The 15,284-nt window shown below is 49.1% G+C and carries 9 protein-coding genes; 6 read left to right on the top strand and 3 right to left on the bottom strand.

Going from position 1 to position 15,284, the window contains the following annotated elements; translation table 11 throughout:
• The first annotated feature begins 15 nt into the window (after nt 1–15).
• From ADS46_RS14960 to ADS46_RS14940, 5 genes are read left to right on the top strand one after another with little or no spacing between them, the layout of a single operon-like run.
• The gene (locus ADS46_RS14960) at nt 16–1,554 is read left to right on the top strand and encodes a type I restriction-modification system subunit M (RefSeq protein ID WP_066321376.1); all 1,539 of its coding nucleotides are present in this window, start codon (nt 16–18) and stop codon (nt 1,552–1,554) included.
• Nucleotides 1,551–2,696, top strand: a complete 1,146-nt coding sequence (locus tag ADS46_RS14955; protein WP_066321374.1) for a restriction endonuclease subunit S — start codon at nt 1,551–1,553, stop codon at nt 2,694–2,696. Before ADS46_RS14960 ends, ADS46_RS14955 begins: the two co-directional genes overlap by 4 nt.
• 3 nt (nt 2,697–2,699) lie before the next feature.
• Nucleotides 2,700–3,635: a hypothetical protein gene (locus ADS46_RS14950; protein WP_066321372.1), complete on the top strand. Its 936-nt coding sequence runs from the start codon at nt 2,700–2,702 to the stop codon at nt 3,633–3,635.
• Between the two features lie 2 nt (nt 3,636–3,637).
• Nucleotides 3,638–4,117, top strand: a complete 480-nt coding sequence (locus tag ADS46_RS14945) for a hypothetical protein (protein ID WP_066321370.1) — start codon at nt 3,638–3,640, stop codon at nt 4,115–4,117.
• A gap of 3 nt (nt 4,118–4,120) precedes the next feature.
• Nucleotides 4,121–7,513 (top strand): DEAD/DEAH box helicase family protein, encoded by a 3,393-nt coding sequence (locus ADS46_RS14940; protein WP_066321368.1) that lies wholly within the window; start codon nt 4,121–4,123, stop codon nt 7,511–7,513.
• A gap of 382 nt (nt 7,514–7,895) precedes the next feature.
• Here the strand turns inward: ADS46_RS14940 and ADS46_RS14935 are convergent, their stop codons facing one another.
• From ADS46_RS14935 to guaB, 3 genes are all read right to left on the bottom strand, one after another.
• Nucleotides 7,896–11,105 carry an ATP-binding protein gene (locus ADS46_RS14935; protein ID WP_066321367.1) on the bottom strand — a complete coding sequence of 1,070 codons (3,210 nt, stop codon included), beginning with the start codon at nt 11,103–11,105 and terminating at the stop codon, nt 7,896–7,898.
• Between the two features lie 278 nt (nt 11,106–11,383).
• Nucleotides 11,384–12,961 (bottom strand): glutamine-hydrolyzing GMP synthase, encoded by a 1,578-nt coding sequence (gene guaA / locus ADS46_RS14930; protein WP_066321366.1) that lies wholly within the window; start codon nt 12,959–12,961, stop codon nt 11,384–11,386.
• An 89-nt stretch (nt 12,962–13,050) separates the two neighbouring features.
• Nucleotides 13,051–14,520: an IMP dehydrogenase gene (gene guaB / locus ADS46_RS14925; protein WP_066321364.1), complete on the bottom strand. Its 1,470-nt coding sequence runs from the start codon at nt 14,518–14,520 to the stop codon at nt 13,051–13,053.
• A 173-nt stretch (nt 14,521–14,693) separates the two neighbouring features.
• Here guaB and ADS46_RS14920 point away from each other — a divergent pair, with 173 nt between their 5' ends.
• Nucleotides 14,694–15,284 (top strand): DsbA family oxidoreductase, encoded by a 591-nt coding sequence (locus ADS46_RS14920; protein ID WP_066321363.1) that lies wholly within the window; start codon nt 14,694–14,696, stop codon nt 15,282–15,284.

The following is a 15,284-nucleotide window of genomic DNA, read 5'->3' as shown; positions in this document are numbered from 1 at the left end:
ATTAGGATTGCAACAGTGATAACAGGCGACATTAAAACCCAGATTAACAACATCTGGAATGATTTCTGGGCAGGTGGCGTTGCAAACCCTCTCTCAGTTATCGAACAGATAACTTACCTGCTATTTATTAAACGCCTGGATGAGCTACATACGCTCGAAGAGCGTAAAAGCCAACGTTTGAATATTCCCTTGAAGCGTTGCATTTTCCCGCAAGGCGAAGATCAGCGCGGCCGTCCCTACGAAGATTTACGCTGGTCTCGCTTCAAGAATTTTGAAGCCCGCGAAATGATGACGGTCGTTGATGAACATGTCTTCCCGTTTCTGAGAACCCTGAACGGAGAGACATCCAGCTACGGCAAGCACATGCGCGATGCGCGCCTTGGCATATCAAACCCCGCCCTGCTTGCCAAGGTGGTTGATAAGCTGGACAAAATCCCTATGGAAGACCGGGATACCAAAGGCGATGTCTATGAATATATGCTGGGCAAGATCGCCAGTGCCGGCCAGAACGGTCAATTCCGTACGCCGCGCCATATTATCCAGCTTATGGTCGAAATCACCGATCCGCAGCCGACAGATGTAATTTGCGATCCGGCTGCCGGTACATGTGGCTTCCTGGTTGCCGCAGGTGAATATCTCCGGGATAACCACAAGGAGATGCTGCGCGATCCGAAGCTCCGGGAACATTTTCACAACAACATGTTTCACGGCTTTGATTTCGATACGACCATGCTTCGTATTGGATCAATGAACATGACACTGCATGGGGTCGAAAACCCGAATATAAGCCACCGTGACAGCCTGGCCGAAGATCATTCTGAAGATGCGGGTACCTATTCGCTTGTCTTAGCCAATCCACCCTTCGCGGGATCACTCGATTACGAAGCGTGCGCTAAGGATCTTCAAAAGATCGTCAAGACGAAGAAGACAGAGCTTCTCTTCCTTGCCCTGTTTCTGCGTCTCATGCGCACTGGGGGTCGCGCAGCTGTAATTGTACCCGACGGCGTGTTGTTCGGTTCATCAAAGGCGCACAAGGAATTGCGCCAGATGTTGGTAGAAGAGCACAAGCTTGACGCTGTCATTAAGCTTCCTTCAGGCGTGTTCCGTCCTTATGCCGGTGTGTCAACTGCTATTCTGGTATTCACCAAAACCGGAGTCGGCGGCACTGACAATGTCTGGTTCTACAATGTCAAGCAAGACGGCATTTCGCTCGACGACAAGCGCACTCCGCTGCTGCCCCCAGAAAAGCTTGGTCCGAAACCTCAGCAAGCATTAACAACCGAAGAGCATGAAAAAAATAATCTGCCGGATATTCTGACACGCTGGGTCAATAGTGAGACAACCGAGCAAAAGCGATCACGTACTGCGCAAAGCTTTTGCGTACCCCGAAAAGAAATTGCCACAGCAGGATACGACCTGTCTCTTAATCGCTACGCTGAGATAGAGCATGAAGAAGTAAAATACGACCCTCCAGAAGATATAATCGCTGACCTTCGAAAAATCGATGCCAAGATCGCCGAGGGACTCAACTCCCTAGAGGGTATGCTTAGATGAATTGGACGACAGTCAAACTGGTAGAAGTTGCATCCATTGAAAGAAAGGGAGTTGATCCCTCAGCAATCGAGTCAGGGACCAACTATCTCGGACTGGAACATATTCAAAGCGGTGGCCGTATTATTGGGCGCAAGAAGGTATTAAACGGAGAGCTTGCCAGCACTAAATTTTCGTTTAGTCACGAACATATACTTTATGGGAAGCTTCGACCATACCTTTCAAAGATAGCTTTACCTGATTTCGATGGTGTGTGCAGCACTGATATATTACCTATTAGGCCGGGACCCAAGATTGATAAGAAATTTCTTGCTTACTTTCTTCGTCAACCATCGATGGTGGATTATGCTACCTCTCGTTCGACTGGTGCGAATCTACCACGCTTAAGCCCAAAGACCTTGGCAGAATTTGATGTACCCTTGCTGCCTCTGGACGAACAAACTCGTATCGCAGCGATTTTAGACCAGGCTAACGAACTCTGCTATCTTCGACAAAATGCAATCAAAAAACTAAACCTACTTAACCAATCTATTTTTTATGAGATGTTTGGCAACCCAGTAATAAACCCTAAGAAATGGGATACAGAAAAGCTTGCGAAGCTTGGTAGCTTGGACAGAGGAATATCTAAATATCGCCCCCGAAATGACCCAGTGTTACTAGGCGGGGAACATCCACTAATCCAAACCGGCGATGTTTCTTCCGCTCAGGATTATATAACTTCTTTCAGCTCAACTTATTCTGATATTGGTCTCGCCCAAAGTAAAAAGTGGCCAGCGGGTACTGTTTGCATTACTATTGCTGCAAACATTGCCGACACTGCAATACTAGATTTTGATGCCTGCTTCCCCGATAGTGTCGTTGCATTCAATGCAGAAAACCATGAAACCAACTTTTTTATACATGTTTGGTTTAAACTTACCAAAGGGGAGCTTGACCGCATTGCCCCAGCTGTTGCTCAGAAAAATATAAACTTGTCAATTCTTCGAAACCTCGACGTAATTTGGCCTGGTCAAAATGCTGTTAAAAACTTTTACAAGAAATGTCAGGCTATCCATGATCTTTCAACACAAGCACAAGCTCTCTATAAGAAACAATCCAAACTTTTCGCCTCCCTCCAGCAACGCGCCTTCCGCGGGGAGCTTTGAATTATGCGGGGCGAAATTATCGGTGTATGGAATGAATCATGGCGTGAGATTTGGGCCAAACTTGGAAAACATCCCGAGTATGGTGATGACCTTTTCCCTGATTTATACAGGGAACTGGTGCCAGAGCCTAATCCTCCAGAAGAGCCAACACCACCACGAGACTTCACCGATGATGGTGAACTCACTCACCCTGAAGATATTGCAGCAAGAGACGAGTATTTGAGGTATTTTGCTGAATATGAAAAGGAACGAGCTGCCTATGAGGAGGCCGTGAGTGGAGGTCACCTAAGCAGGCGTGCCGTTCGTCTTGCCATGAAAGCACAGGTAAAAGATGAAGCCACTGCTGTTGCAGCGCTGGAAAGCGCCTACAACGTCATATCCAGCTATGATGACGAGCCTTACCGCAACCGGTATTTCCAGCTAGTTGAAAGTTTTCTTCAAAAATACAGTTTACGTTATGATTTGCGTCGCCCCTTCAGCCTCCACCCAACTTTGCCTGGCGTGTTCGCTCAACTTATTCGTGAATTAAAATGGCATACTGAACGCGATGCACACCTGCATCAATTGATGCAGGAATTTGAAGATTCCTTGCGTGATTTGAAGGGTGATGCATCTTCAGCACGGATGAAAACTTGTATTCAGAAGCAATTCAATCTTTTGGAAGGTATTGGACAGAAAGGCCCCAATGTAACTGCAAACACTCTTGGCGATATATGCACTCAGGTCAACTCGTGGCCACATGCAACCCTTAGAGAAGCTTTGAAAAAACTATATGGCTTCCGTTCAAATTATCCTGGGCTTGGACACGCAGGAAACCATGATAGCGTTCTACGCGACATTGAAATGCGCGACTTAGTATCAGTTGCTGTCGTGCTTACTGGATTTTCCCCATACTTAACAGATCAGCTAAATTCTGATCGCGTTTATCAGGGGACATAACCATGGGCGCTGATACCCACACATTAAAAGTACCAGGGGCGATGCTACAGCGTGGCTTCTGGCTTTATGTGTGGCGTGTCGATACGCCGGAAGGTGAACTGCTCTATGTTGGCCGGACAGGTGACAGCTCATCGCCGAATGCGGCGCCGCCCTATGCCCGGATGGGTCAGCACCTCGGCCATGTCAAGGCATCCAACGCCCTGCGCGCGCATCTTGTCCGCGCTGGAGTGAAACCGGAAAGCTGCCAGGCGTTCGACCTGATCGCGCACGGCCCGCTTTACGCGGAACAGGATGACATGGGTTCTCATCGCGGGCCCCGCGACATAGTCGCTGCGCTGGAGAAGCAGCTTGCCTGTACATTAGCGACCGCGGGTTATAAAGTGCTCAATACGGTCCATTGTAGGCAACCTTTGGATAAGGAGATCTGGAGCATGGTAAAAGCCGCTTTTATTGAGCACTTCCCTGACATAGGGGAGCATTAAGCTATGGATTCGCAATTTTCATTCGCACAAAAGGAATTTGCGGACGTATATGACCATGCTCATAAAGCCGAGCTTTTGGCACGATCTGATCCGCGCAGTGCCTGTTTTTATGCCCGGCTTGCCCTGGAAGTCGCTGTTAAATGGATGTACCGCAGTGACGGAACTCTCAGTTCCCCTTATCAATCAACCCTGTCGGCGCATATTCATGAACCGACGTTCCGAAGCCTGGTCGGCAGCGCACTGGTCACAAAAGCCAAGATCATCAAAGACCACGGTAATATGGCCGTTCACGAGGTCAAACCTGTTCCACCACATCGTGCCATTACAGCCGTTCGTGAGCTTTTTCATTTCACCTATTGGCTTGTGCGCACCTATGCCAGTGGTGAAAAGCCTGCCACCGATATTAATTTCTCTGCCGATGCGCTACCAGCAACAACACAGATTGAGTCAAATACGCTCCAGAAACTTCAGGAAACCGAACGCCGCTACGCAGAAGCTGAAAAAGCCCGCGCCTTTGCGGAAAAAGAGCGGTTAAAAAGCGAAGGTGACCGCTTAAAAGTCGAAGAGGATATTAAAGCACTTCGTGCTGAAATCGACAGGGTTAAGAAAGCGAACCTGAAGATTCCTGACGATCATGACTATAACGAGGCCCAGACGCGAGATGCATTCATTGACCTGCTGCTCGCCGAGGCAGGATGGTCACTGGACGATGAGCGCGACATTGAATTCCCGGTTACGGGCATGCCCAATAAAACCGGCGAAGGCTTCGTTGATTATGTCTTGTGGGGGCATGACGGCAAGCCGCTTGCTCTGATCGAAGCCAAGCGGACCAAGCGGGATGCCCGCGAAGGCCAGCGGCAGGCAGAGCTGTATGCCAACGCCCTCGAAAACCGGTTCGGTCAGCGTCCTGTTATATTTTATTCTAATGGTTATGAACACTGGCTATGGGATGATATGCGTTATCCGCCCCGGCCAGTCCAGGGTTTCCTGAAACGGGACGAGCTGGAGCTGCTTATCCAGCGGCGCTCAACCCTAAAACCGCTGGCGCCTGAGAGCATCAACGGCAAGATTGTCGAGCGCTATTATCAGACCCGTGCGATCCGGCGTATTGCCGAGACCTTTGAAAAGGACAAAATGCGCAAGTCGCTTCTGGTTATGGCAACCGGCTCTGGTAAGACGCGCACGGTCATCGCACTAACCGACCTTCTCATGCGCGCGAACTGGGCCAAGCGTACCTTGTTCCTGGCTGACCGCGTTGCACTGGTGAATCAGGCCACAAATGCCTTTAAGAAGTTTCTACCGCAATCGTCACCGGTCAACCTCATCGAGGACAATACCGGTCATGGCCGCATCTATGTCTCGACATACCCGACAATGATGAGGCTGATCGATGAAACTCATAATGGCGTGCGGCGGTTTGGGCCGGGGCATTTCGATCTGATTGTGATTGACGAAGCGCACCGCTCCGTTTATCGCAAATACAAAGCCATTTTTGACTACTTTGACAGCTTCCTGGTCGGCCTGACGGCAACGCCAAAAGATGATGTTGACCGCGACACCTATGCTCTGTTCAACCTAGAGCGCGGCGTCCCGACGGACGCATATGACCTGGATCAGGCTGTCGATGATGGCTATCTAGTACCGCCCAAAGCCGTATCGGTGCCGCTTCGTTTCATGCGCGAGGGGATAAAATACGACGATCTCTCCGAAGAAGAAAAAGAAGCATGGGATGCTATCGAGTGGGATGAAGAGGGAACCGTTCCCGATCAGATCGATCCGGCCGCGGTCAATAATTGGCTGTTCAATGAAGATACGGTAGACAAGGTTCTCGAACATCTGATGACCCACGGTCTCAAGGTCGCTGACGGTGACCGACTTGGCAAGACGATTGTCTTTGCCAAGAACCATGACCATGCGCAATTTATTGCAGAGCGCTTTGATGCCAATTACCCTCACCTGGCCGGCAAATTCGCCCGTGTTATTGATTTTAAAACAGAATACGCACAATCATTAATCGATGATTTCAGCGAAAAGGATAAGTCGCCTCATATTGCCATATCCGTTGATATGCTAGATACCGGCATTGATGTTCCAGAGACGGTCAATCTTGTCTTCTTCAAGATCGTTCGGTCGAAGACAAAGTTCTGGCAGATGCTTGGACGCGGAACCCGGCTGTGCCCGGATCTTTTCGGTCCTGGCGAACATAAAGAAGAGTTTTATGTCTTTGACTTTTGCCAGAACTTCGAGTTTTTCAAACAGAACCCCGCAGTAACGGATGGCACTGGCAGTGAATCACTGAGCAGCCGCCTATTCTCCTCACGAGTTAAGCTTGCCGCAGAAATTGAAGACAGACCGGACAAGCAGCTAACCGACGCTTTGAATGACCTACGCACCGCTTTGGTAGAGCGTCTCAAGGCCGATATCGCGGGCATGAATACTGATAACTTTGAGGTTCGCCCGAAGCGCCGTTTGGTTGAAAAATTCCAGTCATCTGAAGCATGGAAACAGCTCGGCCTAGATGAGCGCTCAGAGCTCATCGAAGAGCTTGCCGGCCTGCCGACAGCCAATGAAGATGACGAGTTGGAGGCCAAGCAGTTCGATCTGCTCATACTACGCTCTCAGCTCGCGTTGCTTCAGGGCGAAAGAAGCTTTGAAGGGTACTCCAGGAAGGTCCGGGATCTGGCTGGTCTTATGGAGGAAAAGCGGAATGTTCCGATGGTTTCGGATGAACTGGACCTAATCCTTGAACTCCAGACCGATGAATTCTGGCAAGATATCACGGCACCAATTCTGGATACCGTCCGGCGTCGGCTGCGGCGCCTCATTAAACTCATAGAAGTCAAAAAGCGCCCGCATGTCTATACAAACTTTGAGGATGAACTAGGCGAAGCTTCTGAGATTGAAGCGCTAGGCTCTTCCATCGGTACGGACATGCATCGCTTCCGTCTGAAGGTACGTCACTTCCTGACAGATCACATGGATCACATTACGATCCAGAAACTACGGCGCAATGAGCCCCTGACGCAGCAGGATCTGGAAGAGATGGAGCGGATTCTGATTGAGTCCGGCACCGCCGAGCGGGAGCAGATTAAAGAGCTGGAAAAAGATGGCGGGCTCAGCTTGTTCATCCGCTCTATGGTTGGTCTTGATCGTGCGGCTGCCAAGGAAGCCTTCAATGCTTTCATAGAAAAATATAATCCAGACTCTGATCAGATTGAATTCCTAAACATGGTCATAGATTACCTGACAGAACGCGGAATCATGGATCCTCGTACACTTTATGAGAGCCCATTCACTGATCTAAACAGCATGGGGGTCGAGGGCATTTTTAGTTCTGCTGAAGTAGTAGATTTAATCTCAATTATTGGAAGCATCAAAGATAAAGCTGCTGCGTAACAGATTATATAAAAAAGCCAATACTAACACTAAAAAACATTAATTAACCATTTAGCTGCGCACTACAAACGACCAAGACCCATCTTTAACCAATTTTCAAGAATTTATCCTTACAGTATAATCCTCATAAAATCAGCGTAGGTGATAACGATGATTTTCAGCCCAGTTGTCCAAATAGCTGCCATTAAGCAGCCTGTTTGTTACGCTCGATATCGTGCACTTTTCCATAGTTGAGGGACACTGGACTAAGTATCTCCCAGTTTCGGGTATTGCCCTACCAGCGCCTTGGATGTCGGTGCTTAGCCCTTAGTAATCAATAAATTATTGAACACAAGGCTAAAAATTAATTTTATAAAACTCTATTAAACTACATATCTCTTGGCTAATGCTTGACCCTTTCGAATAAAGGATTCCAAAGATTACCACCTCGCCCAGTTGAATGCATGATAGGTAAAGTATTGTTTGGACAGTTTCTTGAAAAAACAACTAGAAGCCCTTGATCCTTATATCCAAGAGGGTGATTTTTATCCACTCTGACTCCTAGTCTCTGGCATAAATCCTTTGCAGCGAACATCTCGCTTTCATCAGACCAAATCGAATTACTACTATCAAATGCTATATTACTTGAACTTAGCGTTTCACATACAATGAGGTCATACTCAGCATCTAAGGATGTAAGTTCTCCTCTGACCATATCCTCGCCGTCTTTAGTTGCACAAACCACAGCCACCAGCACATTCACACTTGCATTTTTCAATGCATGACCATTACTTTCGTGAAAATGCCGCATACCACTGGATAAATTATCTCCACTTCCAATAAAGTCGTCAACTACAACAACTGTTGAAACTTGATCAGAAGAAAAATCACTTTTTTTAATAAGGGAATTAATTTCACTCATCTCCTTGATGCAAGTTGTACTTATAAGGTTTTCTTGAGCGTAATATGCAGCAAATTGAGCTCCACTTTTACTAGGACCATCGACATATGTAATCCAAATATCTTTTCTTCGCTGAGCCTTGGAAGTTTTAACCACCAGTTTAAACTGGCTATAATTTCTCTCGTGCATATTTTTAAACATTTTTCTAACTTCCGCCTCACCAAAAAAGCGCAAATTGCTTAAAAGCTTGAACAATATTCTTTGTTGAATATGACTTTCCACTTGTGCAAGCCATTCACGCACAATAGTTGGAGTGATCTGTATACCTTTATAACTAGGCCATGTTTGTAAGAGGGAAGCTATTTCTATATCTTTTACGTAAGCATTATCTTCTTCCTTCTGTTTCTTTTCAGCGAGTTCATCGCCCAGTTGATCAGCAATTAAACTACTAAAGCCTTGATTCACCAGCCAACTTTCAAATAAAGGAATTTCTATATTATATTTATTTTCATATTCAAACATTATGCCTCTACGGCAAAAATCCATCAATATCGGCAACACATCCACTTCTGATATTTTTCCAGAATGTATATGCAATTTAATGTTTTCAACATTTGGCTCCAAGCCCAATCTTTTTACCCTAGCAAAGCCTACTAAGACTCGGCAACGCTTTAATGTTATTATTTCTACCTCGTCTAAGTTTCCCAATATACCATCTCTCCAAAAATGTTGGAAAGCATTAACATCTAATTCAGGGATTAGGCTATTCACTGCCTCCTTAACTTCCTCATCAGTTATTTCTGCATCTCTAGACGAAATAGCATCATCAAAAACTTTAGCACATATTTGCTTAGTGAAATATGGGTGACCATAAGTAATTGAGTAAAGGTATCTAATAGAGTTATCCAACCAGGTAATTGAACTTGACAAGTTTGCTTTAACTAAGTCTTCGTAATCTTCCCACTCTTCTTGTTTAAAAGTGTCCAGTGACTCACGGAAAAATTTATTTAGCTTTTCCCCTTGTGAAGACATTACGAAAGACATTCTTTCTGCACCAATCAAGCAAAAACATATATTTTTTTTACTGCTCAAAGAACGAATATTAAGAAAAAAAGTTTCTGCAATTTCACTAAAACGATAAAGCTCTTGGTTAATTTCATCAAATTCGTCTATAATAATTAGAAATCGCTTATTAGGGTCAAGTCTCTCTAAAGTTCCAGCTAATCGAGATAGCGTAGCTAGTGAGCCATTCATACCAATAGGAGACCATTTCGCGTCTTGTGGAAGAAAACTAGATAGAAAATATTCTATATTTTCTCCAAGTGAATTTATCGTACTTATTGCGTCAGGATGCTTGAAGTCCCCACACTCAATATTTAAAACATAGCAGTCCAAATCATTATTTAAAACTTTATCTTCTACCGCTTTTGCCAACGAACTCTTACCAACCCTCCTTTGTCCAGTAATATAACTTGATTGCATTTTTCCGCGAGATACCCTCGACACTAGACGGCCAACTTTATCCTTTCTTCCATAAAAGTCCAAACCGGTTGCAATATCTAAACTATAAGGGTTTAAGTTACTAAGCGAATCCCAGTCAATGTTTGCGGACTGCGATTTCACTTCAACTGATAAATCAATTAGCTTTTCTTCACTGTCTCCAATAATCATCCAGGAAACTAATATATTTATTTTCAGTGATTCGACTGGCTCATATACTGTAAAAGAAACTGGCAGAACAAACTCTCCAGGCCCCACCCCTCCTAAATCCACTTCCTCAACATGCAATAATACGTTCTGGCTTGAAGTATTAATTGACGCATTGACGCGATCAGCAATGCCGGGGCCACTATTATACAAAGGTATAAATAAACGCACCTCTTCATTGCTTCTACTCAGAGGGTACTTTTTATCAAGAGTAAACGCACACCCTTTTCTGCTTATAACCTCACAAACGAACCTCTCTTTTGCTCGTTCAGCTTCGCTCTCAACTACGCACTTAATAGTTTCTAAAAAAAACCTATAAAAATCTTCTGTAACAAAAGTTTTATAATCATCACAATGAATCAACTCATCGTTCAGCAAATCTAACAGTTCTTTTAGCTTCCTATTAAACGTCGTATCTGCAGATGCTGAAAAAGCAACAACTTGAGCAAGGATAGCTTCAACAGCGCTCCTGATTTTAGAATACTCATATGGAGCAAGATAAGATTTTACGGTTGAGTCTCCAAGGGATCTCAAAATCATTTGCTTTTCTGCTGATATACCTTCTATATTAGCAGGTATTTGCTTAAGGCATCTTAACTTATCACAGCAATATTCGTGCACTGCGTAAAGTTTGTCTAATTTAATATATGTTTGCTCTTTCTCTTCAATTGAAAATCTCTTGTAAAAATCGGGAAGACTAGGCTCTAATAGAGTAATTATTTTTGCATCTGCATTAGTTCCAGCCACATGCTTTGGGAAAAAACCTGGTTCTGAATTCAACCTGATTATAAAAATAGCAGAACTTCTCCGAGCTTTCTTTTCACCCAGAAAAGCTATTCTTTCTATTGTTTCAAATAATGTTAACGACTTATCTATTTCTATTTTAGAAAAATCTTGAAATACAGCCCTAACAGATAGCCTGGCCAACTTCAACTCTTCATCAGTAGGGCTTTGAAGATTAAGCAAAATACGCTCTATTTCCAAAGCAGCTTCAAGTTCAGTCAAATCCCTACTCCATAAATAGTTGAGATAATCTCTTAGCTAAAACACATATTATGTTTCAGTCATAGCTAGGTTATGCCATCACGAAAATTCTGGGCAGAAAAGAGGATTAGTCGTGCTACCGTTGAATATGGCAGCTTTTCCCGGCTATTCATCTTTATTCTTATCAGTCTTAGCACCAAGTAGACTAAAAAATGGGGCAGATTGCAAAAAAAAGAGTCTACCAAAATAGTAGACTCCTAATACATGCCCAGACTAGAACAATCGAGTACTCTCTTGACTCACTCCCACTCAATAGTAGCAGGCGGCTTGCTGGAGACATCATAGGTCACCCGCGACACCCCTTCCAACTCATTGATAATCCGGTTGGAAACCTTCTCCAGCAGCTCATAGGGCAAATGCGCCCAGCGGGCGGTCATGAAGTCGATGGTTTCGACGGCGCGTAGCGCGATGACCCATTCGTAGCGGCGGCCGTCGCCTACTACGCCGACTGACTTGACCGGCAGGAACACGGCAAACGCCTGGCTGGTTTTTTCGTACCAGCCTGAGTTGCGCAGCTCTTGGATGAAGATGGCGTCGGCTTCTCGGAGGATGTCGGCGTACTCTTTTTTGACTTCGCCGAGGATGCGTACGCCCAGGCCCGGCCCCGGGAAGGGGTGGCGGTAGACCATGTCGTAAGGCAGGCCGAGTTCCAGGCCGAGTTTGCGCACTTCGTCCTTGAACAGTTCGCGCAGCGGCTCGACCAGCTTGAGCTTCATGGTTTCCGGCAGGCCGCCCACGTTGTGGTGGGATTTGATCACGTGGGCCTTGCCGGTTTTGCTGGCGGCGGATTCAATCACGTCCGGGTAGATGGTGCCCTGGGCGAGGAAGTCCACATCCTCGATTTTGCTGGCTTCATCATCGAACACGTCGATGAAGGTGTTGCCGATGATCTTGCGCTTCACTTCCGGATCCTGTTCGCCCTTCAGCTTGTCGAGGAACAGGTCTTCGGCGTCCACGCGGATGACCTTCACGCCCATGTGCTTGGCGAAGGTTTCCATCACCTGATCGCCTTCCGCCTTCCGCAGCAGGCCGTTATCCACGAACACGCAGGTCAGCTGGGTGCCAATCGCCTTGTGCAGCAGCGCGGCGACCACGGAGGAATCCACGCCGCCGGAAAGGCCAAGCAGTACGTGGCGGTCGCCGACCTGTTCGCGTACGCGCTGTACCTGGTCTTCGATGATCTGCGCGGGCGTCCAGAGTTTTTCGGCCTGGCAGATATCCAGCACGAAGTGCTCGAGAATGCGCTGGCCCTGAAGGGTGTGGGTCACTTCCGGGTGGAACTGTACGCCGTAAAACTGTTTCTCTTCCCAGGCCATGGCGGCGATCGGGCAGCTGGGCGTGGAAGCGGTCACGGTGAAGGTGTCCGGCGCTTTGGCGACTTTATCGCCGTGGCTCATCCATACGTCCAGGAGCGCTTTGCCGGTCTCGTGGTCGACGTGGTCTTTAATATCCTTAAACAGCGCGGTGGGCTCGTCCAGGCGGATCTGGGCGTAGCCGAATTCGCGCTGGTTGGAGCCTTCCACCTTGCCGCCCAGCTGCTCGGCCATGGTCTGCATGCCGTAGCAGATACCAAATACCGGCAGGCCCATGTCAAACACGCACTGCGGCGCACGCGGGGAATCCAGCTCGGTGACGGATTCCGGCCCACCGGCCAGGATGATGCCGTTGGGGTTGTAGGCGCGAATCTCTTCTTCGGTGATGTCGAAGGCACGAACTTCGGAATACACACCGATTTCGCGGACCCGGCGGGCGATCAACTGGGTGTACTGGGAGCCGAAGTCGAGAATCAGGATCTTGTGGGCGTGAATGTCACTCATGGCGGTATCTCATTAAGCGGGGCGGGGCCACGGTAAGGCCAAAAAGCAAGCGGCGAGCCATGCCCGCCGCTAGTGAACTAAAGCGCTGGTTAGCTCACCCGGTAGTTGGGCGCTTCCTTGGTGATCTGCACGTTGTGGACGTGGGATTCGTTGAAGCCAGCGCCGGTGATTTTCACGAACTCAGGCTTGGTGCGCATCTCTTGAATGGTGCTGCAGCCGGTGTAACCCATGGAGGCACGCAGGCCGCCCATCAGCTGGTGGACGATGGCGCCCATCACGCCTTTGTAAGGTACGCGGCCTTCGATGCCTTCCGGCACCAGCTTTTCGGCGCCTTCGGCTTTATCCTGGAAGTAGCGGTCGGCACTGCCCTGATTCTCGGACATGGCACCCATGGAGCCCATGCCGCGGTAGGCTTTGTAGGTACGACCCTGGTAAAGCTCCACTTCGCCCGGGGCTTCTTCGGTACCGGCCAGCAGGCCACCCACCATCACCGCGCTTGCGCCAGCGGCAATGGCTTTTGAAAGGTCGCCGGAGAAGCGGATGCCGCCGTCGGCAATCAGCGGAATATCGTACTCTTTGAGCGCTTCTGCCACGTTAGAGACCGCGGTGATTTGCGGTACACCCACGCCTGTGACGATCCGCGTGGTGCAGATAGAACCGGGGCCGATGCCGACCTTCACCGCATCGGCGCCCGCTTCGGCCAGCGCCTTGGCGGCGGCGGCGGTGGCGATGTTGCCGCCAATCACCTGAATGGCCGGGAAGTGTTCCTTGATCCAGCGAACGCGGTCAATCACGCCTTCGGAGTGGCCGTGGGCGGTGTCTACCACGATCACGTCCACACCGGCTTCGGCCAGCGCCGCGATGCGGTCCGGGGTTTCCGGGCCGGTACCCACGGCAGCGCCGACCAGCAGACGGCCGTCGCTGTCTTTGGCGGCCATCGGGTAGGTGCGGGCTTTTTCGATGTCCTGGAAGGTCACCAGGCCGCGCAAGTGGAAGGCGTCGTCAACGATCAGCATCTTTTCGATGCGGTGTTCGCGCATCTTGGCTTTGCTTTCTTCAAGCTGGGTGCCTTCCGGCACGGTGACCAACCGCTCGCGGGGGGTCATGATGTCGGCCACGCTGTCGCCGTGGTTGGGCTGGAAGCGCATGTCGCGCTCGGTCACAATGCCCACCAGGGTTTCGCCCTCGACCACCGGGAAACCGGAGAAACCGTACTCGCGCGCCATGGCGAGCAGGTCTTCGAGCTTGGCTTTGGGGCTGACGGTAATCGGGTCTTTAACGATCACGCTTTCGTGCTTCTTCACCTTGCGCACTTCAGCGGCCTGCTGCGACATGGTCATGCTTTTGTGAATGATACCAATGCCACCTTCCTGCGCCATGGCAATCGCCAAACGCGCTTCGGTCACCGTGTCCATCGCGGCGGAGACAAGCGGAATGTTAAGCGAGAGATTGCGGGTCAGGCGGGTTTTAAGGTTAACATTCTTGGGGAGAACGTCCGAATAACCGGGCAGGAGGAGTACGTCGTCGAACGTAAGTGCTTCTTGAGCCATACGTAGCATAGCGGCAACACCCAATTTGAAGTGGAAGACGGGGCGTGAAAAGTTAATCCCCCATTATAACGGGTAGAGGGCCGTCCCAGCAATGCAGAGACGCCATTACGCTTATACCAATGGATAATGACGATTGATGGTAGCCTGATAGCCGACTCATTTACCGACCCAAGGGGTGCGTGTTGACCCAGCAAATCATTGTTTACAGCGATTACGTCTGCCCCTTCTGCCTACTGGCCGAAGAGGTGCTTGCCGAGGCCACCGAAGGCCTGGACGTCGACATCCAATGGCGCCCGTTCGAGCTGCGCCCGGCGCCGGTGCCCACCTTGAAGGTCGAAGACCCGTACCTGCCCAAAGTGTGGCGCGAGGCGGTCTACCCGATGGCGGAACAACTCGGCGTGCCTATCAAATTGCCCAATATTTCGCCACAGCCTCGCACCGACAAGGCCTTTGAAGTCTTCGCCATGGCTGAAGAACACGGCGTCGGCCACGCCTATTCGATGGCGACGTTGAAGGCGTTCTTCCAGCAGGAACGCGATATTGGCGACCCGGACGTGCTGGCCGACATTGCTGACTCCGTCGGTCTGGAACGCCAGGCGGTGCTCGATGCGCTTGCCGAGGGCCGCTACCGCGAGCAGCACCAGGCAGCGCTGCGCCACGCCATGGAAGAAGCGCGCATTCAGTCGGTGCCCACCTTGATCATCGACGGTGAAACGATCCAGGGCGTCCCCGACCCGGCGGCGCTGAAACACTTCCTCACCGAGCGCGCTTAA

Origin of the sequence: Halomonas sp. G11 (assembly GCF_001663515.1) — a bacterium.
Taxonomy (GTDB): Bacteria; Pseudomonadota; Gammaproteobacteria; order Pseudomonadales; family Halomonadaceae; genus Vreelandella.
Note: the sequence above shows the minus strand (reverse complement) of the source record. Positions and strands in the feature narration are given on the sequence as shown.

Excerpts from the sequence above, each read along its gene's own strand:
- ADS46_RS14955 (WP_066321374.1), top strand. The coding sequence starts at position 1,551 with ATGAATTGGACGACAGTCAAACTGGTAGAAGTTGCATCCATTGAAAGA.
- ADS46_RS14950 (WP_066321372.1), top strand. The coding sequence starts at position 2,700 with ATGCGGGGCGAAATTATCGGTGTATGGAATGAATCATGGCGTGAGATT.
- ADS46_RS14945 (WP_066321370.1), top strand. The coding sequence starts at position 3,638 with ATGGGCGCTGATACCCACACATTAAAAGTACCAGGGGCGATGCTACAG.
- ADS46_RS14940 (WP_066321368.1), top strand. The coding sequence starts at position 4,121 with ATGGATTCGCAATTTTCATTCGCACAAAAGGAATTTGCGGACGTATAT.
- guaA (WP_066321366.1), bottom strand. The coding sequence starts at position 12,961 with ATGAGTGACATTCACGCCCACAAGATCCTGATTCTCGACTTCGGCTCC.
- guaB (WP_066321364.1), bottom strand. The coding sequence starts at position 14,520 with ATGCTACGTATGGCTCAAGAAGCACTTACGTTCGACGACGTACTCCTC.